15 protein-coding genes are annotated in these 16,613 nt (G+C 73.1%); 9 read left to right on the top strand and 6 right to left on the bottom strand.

The genetic code is table 11. The features are described 5' to 3' along the window. Positions 1-82: 82 nt before the first annotated feature. Both AB0F77_RS08355 and hmgA read right to left on the bottom strand, forming a co-directional pair. Positions 83-832 (bottom strand): GntR family transcriptional regulator, encoded by a 750-nt coding sequence (locus tag AB0F77_RS08355; protein ID WP_361943461.1) that lies wholly within the window; start codon positions 830-832, stop codon positions 83-85. A 45-nt stretch (positions 833-877) separates the two neighbouring features. After that, positions 878-2,191 (bottom strand): homogentisate 1,2-dioxygenase, encoded by a 1,314-nt coding sequence (gene hmgA / locus AB0F77_RS08350; protein ID WP_361943458.1) that lies wholly within the window; start codon positions 2,189-2,191, stop codon positions 878-880. A 182-nt stretch (positions 2,192-2,373) separates the two neighbouring features. On the opposite strand from hmgA, the gene AB0F77_RS08345 reads away from it, so the two are divergent. From AB0F77_RS08345 to AB0F77_RS08330, 4 genes are all read left to right on the top strand, one after another. Continuing rightward, entirely contained in the window at positions 2,374-2,934 is a 561-nt protein-coding gene (locus AB0F77_RS08345; protein ID WP_361943455.1) for a hypothetical protein, read from the top strand. Beyond that, the gene (locus tag AB0F77_RS08340) at positions 2,931-3,554 is read left to right on the top strand and encodes a TetR/AcrR family transcriptional regulator (RefSeq protein ID WP_361943452.1); all 624 of its coding nucleotides are present in this window, start codon (positions 2,931-2,933) and stop codon (positions 3,552-3,554) included. Before AB0F77_RS08345 ends, AB0F77_RS08340 begins: the two co-directional genes overlap by 4 nt. 158 nt (positions 3,555-3,712) lie before the next feature. After that, positions 3,713-5,944 (top strand): molybdopterin oxidoreductase family protein, encoded by a 2,232-nt coding sequence (locus AB0F77_RS08335; protein ID WP_361943449.1) that lies wholly within the window; start codon positions 3,713-3,715, stop codon positions 5,942-5,944. A 108-nt stretch (positions 5,945-6,052) separates the two neighbouring features. Next, positions 6,053-7,291, top strand: a complete 1,239-nt coding sequence (locus AB0F77_RS08330) for an MFS transporter (RefSeq protein ID WP_361943446.1) — start codon at positions 6,053-6,055, stop codon at positions 7,289-7,291. A gap of 185 nt (positions 7,292-7,476) precedes the next feature. Here the strand turns inward: AB0F77_RS08330 and AB0F77_RS08325 are convergent, their stop codons facing one another. Next, positions 7,477-8,118, bottom strand: coding sequence for a TetR/AcrR family transcriptional regulator (locus tag AB0F77_RS08325; protein WP_361943443.1), 642 nt, complete (start codon positions 8,116-8,118; stop codon positions 7,477-7,479). Between the two features lie 89 nt (positions 8,119-8,207). On the opposite strand from AB0F77_RS08325, the gene AB0F77_RS08320 reads away from it, so the two are divergent. The 3 genes from AB0F77_RS08320 (at position 8,208) to AB0F77_RS08310 (ending at position 10,468) form a co-directional block, all read left to right on the top strand. After that, a complete protein-coding gene (locus AB0F77_RS08320; RefSeq protein WP_361943503.1) occupies positions 8,208-9,359 on the top strand; it encodes an acyl-CoA dehydrogenase family protein in 1,152 nt (383 codons plus the stop codon). 58 nt (positions 9,360-9,417) lie between these two features. Continuing rightward, on the top strand, positions 9,418-9,705 hold the full coding sequence (locus AB0F77_RS08315) for a YiaA/YiaB family inner membrane protein (protein WP_361943440.1): 288 nt from the start codon (positions 9,418-9,420) through the stop codon (positions 9,703-9,705). A 136-nt stretch (positions 9,706-9,841) separates the two neighbouring features. Further along, positions 9,842-10,468: a TetR/AcrR family transcriptional regulator gene (locus AB0F77_RS08310; RefSeq protein ID WP_361943437.1), complete on the top strand. Its 627-nt coding sequence runs from the start codon at positions 9,842-9,844 to the stop codon at positions 10,466-10,468. Between the two features lie 14 nt (positions 10,469-10,482). Here the strand turns inward: AB0F77_RS08310 and AB0F77_RS08305 are convergent, their stop codons facing one another. Next, entirely contained in the window at positions 10,483-10,944 is a 462-nt protein-coding gene (locus tag AB0F77_RS08305) for a MaoC family dehydratase (protein ID WP_361943434.1), read from the bottom strand. A 104-nt stretch (positions 10,945-11,048) separates the two neighbouring features. On the opposite strand from AB0F77_RS08305, the gene soxR reads away from it, so the two are divergent. Further along, positions 11,049-11,507, top strand: a complete 459-nt coding sequence (soxR, locus tag AB0F77_RS08300) for a redox-sensitive transcriptional activator SoxR (protein ID WP_361943431.1) — start codon at positions 11,049-11,051, stop codon at positions 11,505-11,507. 127 nt (positions 11,508-11,634) lie between these two features. Here soxR and AB0F77_RS08295 read toward each other — a convergent pair whose 3' ends face one another. Then, positions 11,635-12,237, bottom strand: a complete 603-nt coding sequence (locus tag AB0F77_RS08295; RefSeq protein WP_361943428.1) for a hypothetical protein — start codon at positions 12,235-12,237, stop codon at positions 11,635-11,637. 298 nt (positions 12,238-12,535) lie between these two features. On the opposite strand from AB0F77_RS08295, the gene AB0F77_RS08290 reads away from it, so the two are divergent. Next, positions 12,536-15,322, top strand: coding sequence for a penicillin acylase family protein (locus tag AB0F77_RS08290; protein ID WP_361943425.1), 2,787 nt, complete (start codon positions 12,536-12,538; stop codon positions 15,320-15,322). Between the two features lie 46 nt (positions 15,323-15,368). Here the strand turns inward: AB0F77_RS08290 and AB0F77_RS08285 are convergent, their stop codons facing one another. Continuing rightward, positions 15,369-16,601 carry a DUF1343 domain-containing protein gene (locus tag AB0F77_RS08285; protein ID WP_361943422.1) on the bottom strand — a complete coding sequence of 411 codons (1,233 nt, stop codon included), beginning with the start codon at positions 16,599-16,601 and terminating at the stop codon, positions 15,369-15,371. Between the last annotated feature and the right edge of the window lie 12 nt (positions 16,602-16,613).

The raw sequence follows: 16,613 nt of genomic DNA, 5'->3' as shown, positions 1-16,613 counted from the left end.
TGAACGTCATCTGGGCCCTGATCCGTGACCGACGGTGCTACCAAGTCACACCTCCGGTGACTACAGCCGCTTGACAGGAGCATTAGGAAGCGTCGAGGGTGACCGTGAACGAGAAGCGGTCGCCGCGGTAGTGGATCACGGCCACGTCCAGCACCCGGCCGTCCTCGTCGTAGGTCACTCCCGTGTAGTGCAGGATCGGGCTCAGCAGCGGCACCTGGAGCAGCCGGGCGGTCTCCGGATCGGCGAGCCGGGCCTCCAGGGTGTCCGTGATCCGGCTGATGCCCGCGCCCACGACGTCCCGCAGCACCTTGGTCATCGGCCAGCGCACCAGGTCGTCCGGGTCGATGCGCCGGGCCAGCGCGGGCCGCACGTAGTTGTGGGCGTGATTGGTCGGCTCGCCGCTCTTCTCGTCCCGGCGCAGCCGGTGGTACGTGGCCACCTCGCGCAGGTCGGGGAAGTGCTCGGCGACCTCGGCCGGCACCGGGCCGAGGCCCCGGTCGAGCAACTCGGTCGTCATGCCCGACTGCTGGGCCACGATCGCGTCCACCGAGCCCAGCAGCCGCACCGGGGCGCCGCGCCGGGCGCCGGGCTCGATGAACGTGCCGCGCCGCCGGTGCCGGGAGATCAGCCCCTCGTCCTCCAGTTCCTTCAGCGCCTGCCGCATGGTCAGCACGCTCACGCCGTAGTGCTCCGCCAGCCGCTCCTCGGTGGGCAGGCGCAGCGGGTCCTGGGGCGAGCGGCCCAGTATCGAGGCGCGCAGCGACTGCGACACCTGGTACCAGAGCGGCAGCTTGCGGTTCAGGACGATCGAGTCCGGGGCGAAGGAGGTCACGGGCCTATCCGTACCGGTCGTACCGGTTCCCGTGCAACGCCGCCCTCACGGCGCGCGGAAGTGCCGTTCGAGGCCCTGCCACACGTCGTCGTACCGCTGTTGCAGATGCTCCGCGCGGGACGCGTCCGGGGTGAGCGTCACCGGCCAGCGCGTCTCGAACATGAACGCGAGGCCGTCGTCGAGCTTCTGCGGCCGCAGTTCGGCCGCGCCGGCCCGGTCGAACGTCTCCCGGTCCGGTCCGTGCGCCGACATCATGTTGTGCAGCGAGCCCCCGCCCGGCACGAAACCCTCGGCCTTGGCGTCGTACGCGCCCTCGATCAGGCCCATGTACTCGCTCATCACATTGCGGTGGAAGTACGGCGGCCGGAACGTGTCCTCGCCCACCAGCCAGCGCGGCGCGAACACCACGAAGTCGACCCCGGCCAGCCCCGGGGTGTCGCTCGGCGAGGTCAGCACCGTGAAGATCGACGGGTCCGGGTGGTCGTAGGAGATGGAGCCGATCACATTGAAACGGCGCAGATCGTAGGTGTACGGCACATGGTTGCCGTGCCAGGCGACCACGTCGAGCGGCGAGTGGTCGTACTCCGCGCGCCACAGGTTGCCGCAGAACTTGGTGACCACCTCCACCGGCCCCTCCACGTCCTCGTACGCGGCGACCGGCGCCCGGAAGTCCCGGGCGTTCGCGAGCCCGTTGGCGCCGATGGGGCCGAGGTCGGGGAGTTGGAAGGGCGCCCCATAGTTCTCGCACACATAACCCCGTGCCACCTCGTCCAGGAGGTCCACACGGAAGCGCACCCCACGCGGAATCAGCGCCACCTCTCCCGGCTCCGCCCGCAGCAGCCCGAACTCGGTGCGCAGCAGCAGCCCGCCGCGCTCCGGCACGATCAGCAGCTCACCGTCGGCGTCGCTGAAGACCCGCTCCATCGAGGCGTCCGCGTGGTAGAGGTGCACCGCCATGCCGCTGCGCCGGGTCGCGTCGCCGTTGCCGCCCAGCGTCCACAGGCCCGCCAGGAAGTCCGTCCCCGGCGCGGGCGCCGGCAGCGGGTTCCAGCGTAGCCGGTTCGGGTCGGGCACCACCTGGGTGAAGGGGGCCGTGTGCAGCGAGCCGTTGCCGGTGCGGGTGAACGGCGGGTGCGCGGCCGAGGGGCGGACGCGGTAGAGCCACGAGCGGCGGTTGGCCGCCCGCGGCTCGGTGAACGCGGAGCCGCTGAGCTGCTCCGCGTACAGCCCGAGCGGGGCGCGCTGCGGCGAGTTGCGGCCCTCCGGCAGGGCGCCCGGCACGGCCTCCGACGCGTGTTCGTTGCCGAACCCGGACAGATACACCAGTCCCTCGGCGGTCTTGCGGGCGTCCCCGGTCATGATCGCTCCCTCGCGTACCAGATTCCTGTGGAGTACCATAGGATTGCGGTGTCCCGGCCGCAAGGGGGCCCGGATTCCCTCCCGTGCGCCACGTGGCGTACGGCCTGCGCCCGAAGGGGGAGGCGCGGAACCCGACTCCAGGTGGATTCGGAGTGTCGTACCCGCGTTCTACGCTTCCGGGCATGTCGTGGACGCGTGGAATCCGGGCCGCGCTCCTCGTCTGTGCCCTGCTCCTGGTCGCGCCGGCCGGGTGCGGGACCGGCGAGGCGCACGAGCGGCACGGCGGGGAGCCGCCCTCGCCCGCGGGCAGGCTGCTCGACGAGACGGACGGCGGCGGACGCCGCTACCGGGAGGCCGCCGGGACGGCCGTGCCCCATGTCTCCGTCGAGGTCACCCCGGACACCGCGGGCGGCTGGGACGTCCGGCTGACCCTGCGGCACTTCCGGCTCTCCCCGGCGCCCGCCCCGGCCCGGGCCGCCGCCGGACGCGGCGTCGCCTACCTGTTCGTCGACGGCGGCCTCGTCACCCGGCTGCGCAGCCCCGCCTACCACCTCGCCGCCCGGCTCGTCCCGAAGGGCACCCACCACGTCACGGCACGGCTGTACGCCGACGACGCCACGGTGTGGGCCGTGCACGGCGAGCCGGTCGAGAGCACCGCCGACGTCACCGCCTCGGAGACCGAGTCCCTGCCCTCGGGTGCCGGGGGGCGAGGTTCACCCGATCCCGCCGGAAAGGCATCATGAAGCCCGTGTCCCACCCCCCATCGCTGCGCCGCGCCCCCGTCCAGCGGCGCAGCGCCGAGCGGCTGACCAGGATCCTGGACGCCTGCGCCGACCTCCTCGACGAGGTGGGCTACGAGGCGCTGAGCACCCGGGCGGTGGCGGAGCGCGCCGGGGTGCCCATCGGCTCGGTCTACCGGTTCTTCGGCAACAAGCGGCAGATGGCCGATGCCCTCGCCCAGCGCAACCTGGACCGCTACTCCGAGCGGGTCACCGAGCGGCTGGCCGCGGCCGGCGCGGGCGACTGGCGGGCGGCCATGGACGCCGTGCTCGACGAGTACCTGTCGATGAAGCGCACCGCCCCCGGCTTCTCCCTCGTGGACTTCGGCAACCAGATACCCGTCGGCTCGCGCGACGCCGACGCCGAGCCCAACCACCGGGTCGCCGACCGGCTCACCGACCTGCTCTCCGGTTACCTCGGCCGCACCCCCGACGACGCGCTGCGCCGGGTCTTCCTGGTCGCCGTGGAGACCGCCGACACCCTGGTCCACCTGGCCTTCCGCCTGGACCCCCAGGGCGACGAGGCCGTCATAGGGGAGACCCGGGAACTGCTCCGCGCCTACCTCTCCCGGGTCCTGGACTGACACCGTCCCGGGTCCTGGGCCGACGCCCGCCGGCCACCGCCCGGACCGCCGGGGGCGGGGCCGCGTCCCGGTTTCCGCCGCGACGACCCCCTCCCCGACGTGCATACCGGTCGGTATGCTCGCCCTCGGTTCGAGTGTCATCGTCGCCGGGAGGGCCCATGAGTCGCACCGCTCCGCGTATCTGTCCGCTGTGCGAGGCCACGTGCGGACTGACCCTGACCATCGAGGGCACCCGGGTCACCGGTGCCCGGGGAGACCGGGACGACGTGTTCAGCCGGGGCTTCATCTGCCCCAAGGGCGCCTCCTTCGGCGCCGTCGACGGCGACCCCGACCGGCTGCGCACCCCGCTCGTGCGCAGGGACGGCGTACTGCGCGAGGCCACCTGGGACGAGGCGTTCGACGCCGTCGCCGCCGGCCTGCGTCCCCTCGTCGAACGCCACGGCCCCGACGCCGTCGGTGTCGTCCTCGGCAACCCCAACGTGCACACCGTCGCCGGCGGCCTCTACCCGTCCGTCCTGCTCGGCGCCCTGCGCACCCGCAGCCTGTTCACCGCCTCCACGGTCGACCAGATGCCCAAGCACGTCTCCAGCGGACTCCTGTACGGCGACGCCAACGCCATCCCCGTCCCCGACCTCGACCGCACCGACCACCTCCTGCTCATCGGCGCCAACCCCCTGGAGTCCAACGGCAGTCTGTGCACCGCCCCCGACTTCCCCGGCAGGCTCAAGGCCCTCAGGGCACGCGGCGGCACCCTCACCGTCGTCGACCCGCGCCGCACCCGCACCGCCCGGCTCGCCGACCGCCACATCGCCGTACGCCCCGGCACCGACGCCCTGCTGCTCGCGGCGATGGCCCACGTGCTCTTCGCCGAGGACCTCGTGGACCTCGGCGCCCTGGCACCCCACGTCCAGGACGTCGACGAACTGCGCGCCGAACTGCGGGACCTCACCCCCGAGGCGGTCGCGCCCGCCTGCGACGTCGACGCCGCCACCGTCCGCACCCTCGCCCGCGAACTCGCCGCCGCCCGCACCGCCGCCGTCTACGCCCGCATCGGCAGCTGCACCGTCCCGCACGGCACCCTCGCCAGCTGGCTCGTCGACGTCCTCAACATCCTCACCGGCAACCTCGACCGGCCCGGCGGCGCCCTCTTCCCACAGGCCGCCACCGACCGCACCCCCCGACCCGCCGGCCCCGGCCACGGCTTCGCGCTCGGCCGCTGGCACTCCCGCGTCAGCCGGCACCCCGAGGCCAAGGGCGAACTGCCGCTCGCCGCCCTCGCCGAGGAGATCGACACGGCCACCGCCGAGGGCACCCCGATCCGCGCCCTGATCTCCGTCGCCGCCAACCCCGTGCTGTCCGCGCCCGACGGCGACCGGCTCGACAAGGCCCTGGACTCCCTGGAGTTCATGGTCAGCGTCGACCCCTACCTCAACGAGACCACCCGCCACGCCCACGTCGTGCTGCCCCCGCCGCCGCCCGCGCAGAGCCCCCACCACGACTTCGCGTTCAACACCCTCGCCGTGCGCAACCAGGTCCGCTACACCCGCCCCGCCGTCCCCCTGGAACCCGGCCGCATGGCCGAGACGGAGATCATGGCCCGGCTCGTCCTCGCCGCCGGCGGCCTGCACGGCGCCGACCCGGACGCCGTCGACACCATGGTCGTCGACCAGACCCTCGGCAAGGCCGTGCGCGAGGAGCACTCACCCGTGCACGGCCGCGACCCCAAGGCGCTGGCCGCCCTGCTCACCGGCGACAACGGCCCCGAACGCCGACTCGACCTCATGCTGCGCCTCGGCCCCTACGGCGACGGCTTCGGCGCCCGTCCCGACGGCCTCACCCTGGCCCGGCTGCTCGACCACCCGCACGGCATCGACCTCGGCCCGCTGCGCCCGCGCCTGCCCCAGCCGCTCAGGACCCGCAGCGGCCGGATCGAACTGCTGCCGGAGCCGATCGCCGCTGACCTGCCCCGGCTGCGGCGCGCGCTCGCCGAACGCCCCGCGGGCCTCCTCCTCGTCGGCCGCCGCCATCTGCGCTCCAACAACAGCTGGATGCACAACGTGCCCGAGCTGACCGGCGGTTCCAACCGCTGCACCCTGCACATCCACCCCGACGACGCCCGCGCCCTCGGCGTCGGCGACGGCGCCGACGTGCGGGTCCGGGGCGCCGGGGGAGAGGTCGTCGCCCCCGCCGAGGTCACCGACGGCGTCCGCCCCGGCGTGGTGAGCCTCCCGCACGGCTGGGGCCACGACCGGCCCGGCGTCCGCCTGGGCCACGCCACCACCACCCCCGGCGTCAACGTCAACCAGCTCCTCGACGGCAGCCTCCTCGACCCCCTCTCGGGGAACGCGGTCCTCAACGGCGTACCCGTCGAACTCACCACCGTGCCGTGACCCCGGGCCGCGGTCCGTGGTGGAGTGGACGCCGCTGACTTCACCCGCGGTGCCCGGGGCAGGATTCCTGCCGGGCACCGTCCGAACCGTCCCACGGAGGTCGTCACCATGGGGTCCGGCAGGAACCGCGGCTGGCTGCTGCGTCTCGTCATCGCCTTCGGCTTCGCGCAGGGGGCGGTGTCGATGGCCCGGCCCGCCGTCTCCTACCGGGCCCTCGCGCTCGGCGCGGACGAACGGGCGGTGGGTGTCATCGCCGGTGTGTTCGCGCTGCTGCCGCTCTTCGCCGCGGTCCCGCTCGGCCGCCGCACCGACCACGGCCGCTGCGCGCCCCTGCTGCCCGCGGGCGTCGTCCTCATAGCCGCCGGCTGCGCGCTCAGCGGTGTCGCGGGCTCCCTGTGGACGATGGCCCTGTGGAGCGGCGTCATGGGCCTCGGCCACCTCTGCTTCGTGATCGGCGCCCAGTCCCTCGTGGCCCGCCAGTCCGCCCCGCACGAACAGGACCGCAACTTCGGCCACTTCACCATCGGCGCCTCCCTCGGCCAGCTCGTCGGACCGGTCGCCGCGGGCGCCCTCATCCACGGCCCCGACATGGCCGGCACCAGCGCGCTCGCGCTGCTCGTCGCGGGGGCGGGCGCCGCGGTCGCCTTCACCTCGCTGTGGCGCATCGAGGACCGTACGGCCGTCACCTCCCGCCCCGCGCCCGGCGAACGGGTCGCCGTCGGCGGCATCCTGCGCGCCCGGGGCGTGCCCGCGGGCATGCTGATCAGCCTGTCCGTGCTGTCCGCCACCGACATCCTCACCGCCTACCTCCCCGTCGTCGGCCAGCACCGGGGCATCGCGCCCGCCGTGGTCGGCGTGCTGCTCAGCCTGCGCGCCGGGGCCACCATCGCCTGCCGGCTCGTCCTCACCCCGCTGCTGCGGCTGCTCGGCCGGCCCGCGCTGCTCACCCTGACCTGCTTCCTCGCGGCGCTGCTGTGCGCGGGCATCGCGCTGCCGGTGCCCGTGTGGGCGCTCGGCCTGATGCTCACCGCCCTCGGCTTCTGCCTGGGCGTCGGCCAGCCGCTGTCGATGACGACGGTCGTCCAGGCCGCCCCCGACGGCGCCCGCTCCACCGCGCTCGCCCTGCGGCTCACCGGCAACCGCCTCGGCCAGGTCGCCGCGCCCGCCGCCGCGGGCCTGGTCGCCGGGGTCGCGGGCGTGGCGGCACCGTTCGTGATGCTCGGCGCGCTCCTCCTGCTGTCCTCGACCGTCGCCCTGCGCTCCCCGAACGAACCGGCCCGCCAGGCCGGAGCACAGCCCACCCAACCCCCGGCACGCCTACCGGACCGAACCCGCCGCCCCCACTAGCGTCACCCACCCGACCCGCGCGCCCGGCGCCGAACGACACGGCCCACCGCGAGCCGACGGCGACCACGCGCATCGGCCCCGAGGAGATCCCGGCCGCGTTCGCGAACATGTCGGCCGGGGCGGCCGGGCGCTGGTGACGTTCTGAGGGCGGCGGCCACCGTACGGCCGGGTGCTCCCGCGCCCGCTCACCCGGTCCTGGCCACCCGTTCGTACTGCTGTCGAAGCCCGTCGAGCAGGGCGTCGAGACCCGTCTCGAAGGCCCGTTCGTCGATCTTCTCCTGCTGCTCGGCCAGCAGGTGCGCCTGCCCGAGGTGCGGATAGTCGGCCGGGTCGTACGCGCTCGCGTCGTCCACGAAGCCCCCGGCGAACGAGCCGAGCGCCGAGCCCATGATGAAGTACCGCATCAGCGCGCCGATCGACGTGGCCTGCGCCGGCGGCCAGCCCGCGTCCACCATCGCGCCGTACACCGCGTCCGCGAGCCGCAGCGCGGCGGGTCTGCGGCCGGGTCCGCGGGCCAGGACCGGGACGATGTTGGGGTGGTCGCGCAGGGCGGCGCGATAGGAGACCGCCCAGTCGCGCAGGGCCGTGCGCCAGTCCCGGACGCCGTCGAACATCGACAGGTCGACGAGTCCGCTCACCGCGTCCGCGACCGCCTCCAGCAGCTCGTCCTTGGTGCGGAAGTGGTTGTAGAGCGAGGGCCCGCTCACCCCCAGCTCGGCGGCGAGCCGACGCGTGGAGACACCGGCCAGGCCCTCCGCGTCCACGAGTGCCAGGGCCGTCTCGACGATCCGGTCGGTGCTCAGGAGGGGCTTGCGCGGTCGGGCCATGGCGCACATAGTAGGGCTGCGCATCAGAAACTAGCAGTGCTAATTTAAAGGCGGCCGGCACCGGCCGCCGTCTGTGGGGTGATCTCGTGGTGGACCTGGGGCTCAGCGAGGAGCAGACCGCCGTCCGGCGGCTCGCCCGGGACTTCGTGGAGCGCGAGGTCGCCCCCCACGCCGCCGCCTGGGACCGTGCGGAGGAGGTGGACCGCGGCATCGTGAAGAAGCTCGGCGCGGTCGGCTTCCTCGGGCTCACGATCGACGAGGAGTACGGCGGCTCGGGTGGCGACCACCTCGCGTACTGCCTGGTCACGGAGGAGCTGGGCCGCGGCGACTCCTCGGTGCGCGGCATCGTCTCCGTCTCCCTCGGCCTCGTCGCCAAGTCCGTGGCCGCCTGGGGGAGCGAGGAGCAGCGGCGCCGCTGGCTGCCGGGGCTGACCTCGGGCGAGTACGTCGGCTGCTTCGGCCTGACCGAGCCCGGCACCGGCTCCGACGCGGGCAACCTCACCACGAGGGCCGTGCGCGACGGCGACGACTACGTCATCGACGGCACCAAGATGTTCATCACCAACGGTACCTGGGCCGACGTCGTGCTGCTGTTCGCCCGCTCCACCGACGCCCCCGGCCACCAGGGCGTCTCCGCCTTCCTGGTCCCCGCCGACTCCCCCGGCCTGACGCGCCGTCCCGTGCACGGCAAGCTCGGTCTGCGCGGCCAGGCCACGGCCGAACTCGTCCTGGAGGGCGTCAGGGTCCCGGCGTCCGCGCTGCTCGGACCCGAGGGCAAGGGCTTCTCCGTCGCCATGTCCGCGCTGGCCAAGGGGCGGATGTCCGTCGCGGCGGGCTGCGTCGGCATCGCGCAGGCCGCCCTCGACGCCGCCGTGGGCTACGCGGGCGAGCGCGAGCAGTTCGGCAAGCCGATCGCCCGCCACCAACTGGTCCAGGAGCTGATCAGCGACATCGCCGTGGACGTGGACGCGGCCCGGCTGCTGACCTGGCGCGTCGCCGATCTGATCGACCGTGGGCAGCCCTTCGCCGTCGAGTCGTCCAAGGCCAAGCTGTTCGCCTCCGAGGCCGCCGTGCGCGCCGCCAGCAACGCCCTCCAGGTGTTCGGCGGCTACGGTTACATCGACGAGTACCCGGTGGGCAAACTCCTGCGCGACGCCCGTGTGATGACCCTCTACGAGGGCACCAGCCAGATCCAGAAGCTGCTCATCGGACGCGCGCTGACCGGGGTGTCCGCGTTCTGAGTACCGGCTGAGTACGTGCGCGGATGTGGCGTGGGACACGTCCGCCGATGCTGACCCCATGAGTGACACATCGGTCAAGCAGCAGAGCACGGCCGCGTTCTACGGGCAGGCCGTGGCCTCGTTCGCCCTCGCCCTCGTGGCCACGGCCGTCGGCATCTACCACCTGCACGCCGACGCCTGGGTGCGCGCCTTCCTGGCGATCGCCGTCCTGTACCTCGTGACGTCCGCCTTCACCCTGGCCAAGGTCGTCCGCGACCGCCAGGAGGCCGGCCGGATCGTCAGCCGCGTCGACCAGGCCCGGCTGGAGAAGCTCCTCGCCGAGCACGACCCCTTCGAGAAACTCTGACCGGACCGGAACCAGCTCGGAAGCAGCCCGGAACCGCTTCGGAACCCGGCCCGGAACCCCTTCCCGACGGCCACACTAAGCGCCCGCTCACCTTCGGCGGTATGGTGGGGACTCCTGTCACCGAGAGGGGCGAGCGATGAGTACGGCGCAGGAGACGGCCGGCGGCGAGACCGAGCCGTGGGAACAGGTCACCCCCGACGCGGCCCGGCGTCTGCTGGTCGCCGCCGTGGACGCGTTCGCCGAGCGCGGCTACCACGCGACGACGACCCGCGACATCGCGGGCCGCGCCGGCATGAGCCCGGCCGCGCTCTACATCCACTACAAGACCAAGGAAGAGCTGCTCCACCGGATCAGCCGGATCGGGCACGACAAGGCCCTGGACATCCTGCGCACCGCCGCGCGCCGTGAGGGCACGCCCACCGAGCGGCTCGCCGACGCCGTCAGCTCCTTCGTGCGCTGGCACGCAGGGCGGCGCACCACCGCCCGGATCGTGCAGTACGAACTCGACGCGCTCGGACCCGAGGCGCGCGCCGAGATCCTCGGGCTGCGCCGCCAGGTCGACGCCGAGGTGCGCGGGATCGTCGAGGAGGGGGTGGCCGCGGGCGAGTTCGACGTGCTCGACGTGCAGGGCACGACCCTCGCGGTGCTGTCCCTGTGCATCGACGTGGCGCGCTGGTTCAACGTGGACGGGCCCCGGACGCCCGAGGAGGTCGGCGCGCTCTACGCCGACCTCGTGCTGCGGATGGTGGGCGCCGGCGCGTAGTGCCCCGGGCGCGGCTACAGGTAGTAGCGGGAGACCGACTCCGCCACGCAGACCGGCTTGTCGCCGCCCTCGCGCTCCACGGTGAACACCACGGCCACCTGGACGCCGCCGGTGACGTCCTCGACGCCGCTGATGCGGGCGGTGGCGCGCAGCCGCGAGCCGACGGGGACGGGGGAGGGGAAACGGACCTTGTTCGTCCCGTAGTTGACGCCCATCGTGACGCCCTCGACGGCGAGGAGCTGCGGGCCGAAGAGGGGCAGCAGCGACAGGGTGAGGTAGCCGTGCGCGATGGTCGTGCCGAAGGGGCCCGCGGCGGCCTTCTCCGGGTCGACGTGGATCCACTGGTGGTCGCCGGTGGCCTCGGCGAACAGGTCGATCCGCTTCTGGTCGACCTCCAGCCAGTCGGTGTACCCCAGTTGCTCGCCCACGGCCGCCTTCAGCTCGTCGGGGGAGGTGAAGATCCTCGGTTCCGCCATGTCCCGGCCTTTCGCTCGCGGTGTCTAAGCAACTGCTTAGCATGGTCGGGCCGGGGGGCGATGTCAACGGACCGCGTGGCGGCGCGGTGGGTAGGCTCTGCGGAGTGCCCCAGATCCCCGAGAAGATCCATGAACTGACCGTCGGGCAGCTGTCCGCGCGCAGTGGCGCGGCGGTGTCCGCACTGCACTTCTACGAGTCCAAGGGCCTCATCCGCAGCCGGCGCACCAGCGGGAACCAGCGCCGGTACACCCGTGACACGCTGCGTCGCGTCGCGTTCGTCCGGGCCGCGCAGCGCGTGGGCATCCCGCTCGCCACGATCCGTGAGGCGCTCGCCCGGCTGCCCGAGGAGCGCACGCCGACCCGGGAGGACTGGGCGCGGCTGTCCGAGGCGTGGCGCGCGGAGCTCGACGAGCGCATCCTGCGGCTCAACCGGTTGCGGGATCACCTGACCGACTGCATCGGGTGCGGGTGCCTGTCGCTGGAGAGTTGTGTGCTGTCCAACCCGGACGACGCGTTCGGGCGCCGGGACATCGGCTCCCGCCTGTTGCCCGGGGGAGGGTAGCGGGGACGGGGCAGGGGCGGGGGTGCGCCGTGGGGTGTGCGCCCGGGTGCCGTCCGCGGGTGCGTTGTGGCTGGTCGCGCAGTTCCCCGCGCCCCTGGGGAGTTGTCCCTGACCCCCGGACCATGCGTCACGCCGACATCAGGAGGGGGGACCTTCTGGCGTGGGAGAGCGATTCGGGGGTGAGGACCGGGCGGGGGACCAGGATGCCGCAGGCCGTGCAGACCGGGCCGGACGAGGGCTCGTGGTCCAGGTCGTACTTCCACACCAGCCCGTCGCCCGCGCAGACCGGGCAGGTCGAGCCCGGTTCGCGCTCCAGTGCCGCGATCAGCCGGCGCAGGACCTCGGCGAGGGGTTCCCGGGGGTGGCGCCGGGGGTCGTCGCACCACGCGACCCCGAAACCGCCCCACGTCAGCCGGTGCCAGTCGTCCACGCTGCCGGGCCTGCGCAGCCCGTCGTGCTTCTCCTTCCTGCGGCGTTCGGCGAAATCGACCTCGTAGGCGAGCCAGACCGCCCGGGCCTCCTCCAACTCCTCCAGTGCGGCCACGAGCCGCACCGGGTCGGGAGAACGGTCCTCGGGTCCGAACCCGGCCCGGGAGCACAGATGGTCCCAGGTCGCCCTGTGCCCGTAAGGAGCGAACCGCTCAAGGCACTTGCGCAGCGAGTAGCGCCGCAGCGCCAGATCGCACCGGGGGTCTCGCACCTGTCTCGCCAGACTCCGGAAACCGGCCATCGCCCTGCACCTCCGTCACACCTGCACCTGTACTGCGGTCACTTCGGCGTCGTCGTACGGACTTCGCGCGCGACGATGCCGAATAGACGTATCGACACGTGATTCGGCTCCCTCCATCCCGTGCGGCCCGCCGACCTGCGCCCGGGGCGGTGGTCGAACGCCCCGGGACCTCCGCCTGCCCGCCGAAGCCCGGATGGACTCCGGTCGCCACCGAGATGCCGAAAAACTGACGCATGTTCACCTTCGATCCCGGGGATACCGGCGGTAACGTTCGGCCGACCCGTCGGGAGGAACTGCCATGCCACGGCGTACCCCGCACAACCGGTTGCTCGACAGTAGGAGAACTCCCGGGAGATTCCGGGGGTTCCTGAAGACCGCGTCCGTCTGCGTCCTGATCGCCGGTCTCCTCTCACCCCTCACCCGGGCCGCCGCGGCCGAGACGGCGGCCCCGAACGACTACTGCGGCGGGGGGTGTTCGGACATCCTGCCGCCCGGCCAGAACGGCAACGCCACCCTGGCCCAGATCCTCCTCAACCAGGCGTTCGGCACCCAGCCCGCACACGCCGAGGACCAACTCGGCCCGTACGCCGCCCTCGCCACCGGCTACTCAGGGCTCACCGACACGAAGATCAACACCTTCTTCAACGACGCCTCGTTCGGCGTCCCCGCCGACCAGGTCGCCTCCACCGTCCGGCCGGCCGGACGCTCCGACGTCACGATCGTCCGCGACAAGAAGACCGGCGTGCCCCACATCACCGGGACCAGCCGCTACGGCACCGAGTTCGGCGCCGGTTACGCGGCGGCCGAGGACCGGCTGTGGCTGATGGACGTCTTCCGGCACGTCGGCCGCGGCGAACTGACCTCCTTCGCCGGCGGCGCCCCCGCCAACCAGGGCCTCGAGCAGGAGTTCTACCGCCACGCCCCGTACACCGAGACCGACCTCCAGGCCCAGATCGACCGCGCCGTCGCCGGGAACGGCGCCCGCGGGCAGCAGGCCCTCGCCGACGCCGACGCCTACATCGACGGCATCAACGCCTACATCGACGCCTCCGACAGCGGCCGTTACTTCCCCGGCGAGTACGTCCTGACCGGCCACAAGGACGCCATCACCAACGCCGGCACCATCGACCACTTCAAGATCACCGACCTGGTGGCGCTCGCCTCGGTCATCGGCGCCCTCTTCGGCTCCGGCGGTGGCGGCGAGGTGAACAACGCCCTCTCCCTGATCGCCGCCCAGTCCAAGTACGGCGTGGAGGAGGGCACCCGGGTCTGGGAGTCCTTCCGGGAGCGCAACGACCCCGAGGCCGTCCTCACCGTGCACGACGGCACGAGCTTCCCCTACGCGACCCGGCCGGACGACCCCCGGGGCGAGGCACTGCCCGACGCCGGCTCGGTCACCGAGGAACCGCTGCTGTACGACCGTACGGGCAGCGCGGTCACCGCGGGCGCCGCACGCGCCTCGGCCGAGGCCGCCCGGACCGTGCTCGGGTCGGCCCGGCGCGGCATGTCCAACGCCCTCGTCGTCAGCGGCGACCACACCGCGAGCGGCCACCCCATCGCCGTCTTCGGCCCCCAGACCGGCTACTTCGCCCCGCAGCTCCTCCTGCTCCAGGAGCTCCAGGGCCCCGGCATCAGCGCCCGGGGCGCCTCCTTCGCGGGCCTGAGCATGTACGTCGAACTCGGCCGCGGCCAGGACTACTCGTGGAGCGCCACCACGTCCGGCCAGGACATCATCGACACCTACGCCGTGGAACTCTGCCAGGACGACCACCACTACCTCTACCGCGGCACCTGCACGGCCATGGACAAGGTCGAGCGGCGCAACGCCTGGAACCCGACCGTCGCCGACGGCACCGCGGCGGGCTCGTACACGATGCGGGTGTGGCGCACCCACTACGGCCCCGTCGCGTACCGGGCGACCGTCGACGGCAAGAAGGTCGCCTACACCACCCTGCGCTCCTCCTACCAGCACGAGGCCGACTCGATCATCGGCTTCCAGATGCTCAACGACCCCGGCTACGTCGACGGCCCGCAGAGCTTCCAGAGCGCGGCGCAGCACATCAACTACACCTTCAACTGGTTCTACGCCGACTCGCGGCACACCGCGTACTACAACAGCGGCGACAACCCGGTGCGGGCGGACGGCGTGGACGCCGAGTTCCCGGTGTGGGCACGGCCCGCCTACGAGTGGCGCGGCTGGGACCCCGCGGCCAACACCGCCGACTGGACCCCGCCCTCCGCGCACCCCAACTCCGTCGACCAGGACTACTACGTCTCCTGGAACAACAAGCAGGCGAAGGACTACGCCGCCGCGCCCTGGGGCGTGGGCTCGGTGCACCGCGGCGATCTGCTCGACGACCGGGTGAAGCGGCTGGTCGCGGCCGGCGGGGTCACGCGCGCCGCACTGGTGAAGGCGATGGCGGAGGCCGGGCTCACCGACCTGCGCGCCGAGGACGTGCTGCCCGACCTGCTGAAGGTCGTCAACAGCGCGCCGGTCTCCGACCCCACGGCCGCCGCGGCGGTGAGCAGGCTCCAGGCATGGGTGTCGGCGGGCGCCCGGCGCACGGAGACCTCGGCGGGGTCGAAGCGGTACGCCGACGCCGACGCGATCCGCGTCCTGGACGGGTGGTGGCCGCTGCTGGTGCAGGCCGAGTTCGAACCCGGCCTCGGCAGCGACCTGTTCACCGCGTTCGGCGCCAACCTGCCGGTGGACGAGTCGCCGTCGGCCGCGCACGGCCCGACCGGCGCGCACGCCGGCAGCTCCTTCCAGTACGGATGGTGGAGCTATGTCGACAAGGACATACGGGCGGTGCTCGGCGAACCCGTCCGGGGCCCCCTCGCCCACGCGTACTGCGGCGGCGGCAGCCTCACCGCATGCCGCGACCTGCTCATCGGCACCCTGAAGCAGGCGGCGGCGCTGACCGCGGCCCAGGTCTACCCGGGCGACGACCAGTGCGCGGCGGGCGACCAGTGGTGCGCCGACTCGATCGTCCAGCGCACCCTGGGCGGCATCAGGCACGGCGGGATCAGCTGGCAGAACAGGCCCACCTACCAGCAGGTCGTGGAGTACACGTCCCACCGGTGATTCCCCGACGGCGGCGGGTCGCCCGGCACGGCCCGCCGCCCTCACGTCACGCGTAGAGCAGGTACTGCTTCCGCACCCGCCGGAACGCGGCCAGTTCGTCCCGCCAGGCCGCCACCACGTCGTCCGTGCCGGCGCCCGCGTCGATCATCGTGCGCACCAGCGCGGACCCCGTCAGCTTGTCGATCCAGTCGTCCGGCCGCCAGGCGAAGCCGCTCCAGACCCGCTTGGCCGTCACCAGCAGCGCGATGCCCGTGCGCACCGGGTCGAACGCGGCCCGGTCGTGCACATGGAGCTGCACCCCGCCAACCGTCCGGCCCTCGAACTTGGAGAACGTCGGCGCGAAGTACGCCTCCCTGAACCGCACGCCCGGCAGCCCGAGCCCGTTCACCGCGGCGGCCCACCGCCCGTCGACCCCTTCCGCGCCCAGCAGTTCGAAGGGCCGTGTCGTGCCGCGCCCCTCCGACACGTTGGTGCCCTCGAACAGACAGGTCCCCGAGTAGACGAGCGCGGTGTCCGGCGTCGGCATGTTCGGACTCGGCGGCACCCAGGGCAGCCCCGTCGCGTCGTAGAAGTCCGCCCGCCGCCAGCCCGTCGTCCGCACGGTCTCCAGCGGGACCGGCGTGCTCAGGAACTCCCCGTTGAACAGGCGGGCCAGCTCGGCGACCGTCATCCCGTGCGCCTGCGCTACGGGCTGCCGCCCGACGAACGTCGCGAACTCCGGGTGCAGCACCGGCCCGAGGGCGGTGCGGCCGGTCACCGGGTTGGGCCGGTCCAGCACGACGAACCGCTTGCCCGCGAGCGCCGCCGCCTCCATGCAGTCGTACAGCGTCCAGATGTACGTGTAGAAGCGCGCGCCCACGTCCTGGATGTCGAAGACGACCGTGTCCACACCGGAGTCGGTGAACACGTCGGCCAGGGGCTGCCCGCTCTTCTGGTACGTGTCGTAGACGGGCAGCCCGGTCGCCGGGTCGTCGTGGCGCCCCTCGGAGCCGCCGGCCTGCGCGGTGCCCCGGAAGCCGTGCTCGGGGCCGAAGACGGCGGTCAGGTCCACCCGGGAGTCGGCGTGCATGACGTCCACGACGTGGCGGACGTCCCGGGTGATGCCGGTGGGGTTGGTGACGATCCCGGCGCGCTGTCCGCGGAGCGGGGCGTAGCCGGTTCTGGCGAGGTTGTCGAAACCTGTCCGCACGTTGCCGCCGCGCGCGGCCCTGGCCGTGGGTGCCGTTGAGCTCGGTGCCGTTGCTGCCGCCGTCAGGAGGGTTCGTCTGGGCAGGTGCATGGGGGTGACCTC

It is taken from the genome of Streptomyces sp. NPDC026672 (assembly GCF_040638185.1).
In the GTDB taxonomy this organism is placed as follows: Bacteria; Actinomycetota; Actinomycetes; order Streptomycetales; family Streptomycetaceae; genus Streptomyces.
This window is presented reverse-complemented; position numbering and strand designations above follow the sequence as displayed.

Coding starts and splice junctions, on each gene's coding strand:
- hmgA (WP_361943458.1), bottom strand. CDS start 2,191: ATGACCGGGGACGCCCGCAAGACCGCCGAGGGACTGGTGTATCTGTCC.
- AB0F77_RS08345 (WP_361943455.1), top strand. CDS start 2,374: ATGTCGTGGACGCGTGGAATCCGGGCCGCGCTCCTCGTCTGTGCCCTG.
- AB0F77_RS08340 (WP_361943452.1), top strand. CDS start 2,931: ATGAAGCCCGTGTCCCACCCCCCATCGCTGCGCCGCGCCCCCGTCCAG.
- AB0F77_RS08335 (WP_361943449.1), top strand. CDS start 3,713: ATGAGTCGCACCGCTCCGCGTATCTGTCCGCTGTGCGAGGCCACGTGC.
- AB0F77_RS08330 (WP_361943446.1), top strand. CDS start 6,053: ATGGGGTCCGGCAGGAACCGCGGCTGGCTGCTGCGTCTCGTCATCGCC.
- AB0F77_RS08325 (WP_361943443.1), bottom strand. CDS start 8,118: ATGGCCCGACCGCGCAAGCCCCTCCTGAGCACCGACCGGATCGTCGAG.
- AB0F77_RS08315 (WP_361943440.1), top strand. CDS start 9,418: ATGAGTGACACATCGGTCAAGCAGCAGAGCACGGCCGCGTTCTACGGG.
- AB0F77_RS08310 (WP_361943437.1), top strand. CDS start 9,842: ATGAGTACGGCGCAGGAGACGGCCGGCGGCGAGACCGAGCCGTGGGAA.
- AB0F77_RS08305 (WP_361943434.1), bottom strand. CDS start 10,944: ATGGCGGAACCGAGGATCTTCACCTCCCCCGACGAGCTGAAGGCGGCC.
- AB0F77_RS08295 (WP_361943428.1), bottom strand. CDS start 12,237: ATGGCCGGTTTCCGGAGTCTGGCGAGACAGGTGCGAGACCCCCGGTGC.
- AB0F77_RS08290 (WP_361943425.1), top strand. CDS start 12,536: ATGCCACGGCGTACCCCGCACAACCGGTTGCTCGACAGTAGGAGAACT.
- AB0F77_RS08285 (WP_361943422.1), bottom strand. CDS start 16,601: ATGCACCTGCCCAGACGAACCCTCCTGACGGCGGCAGCAACGGCACCG.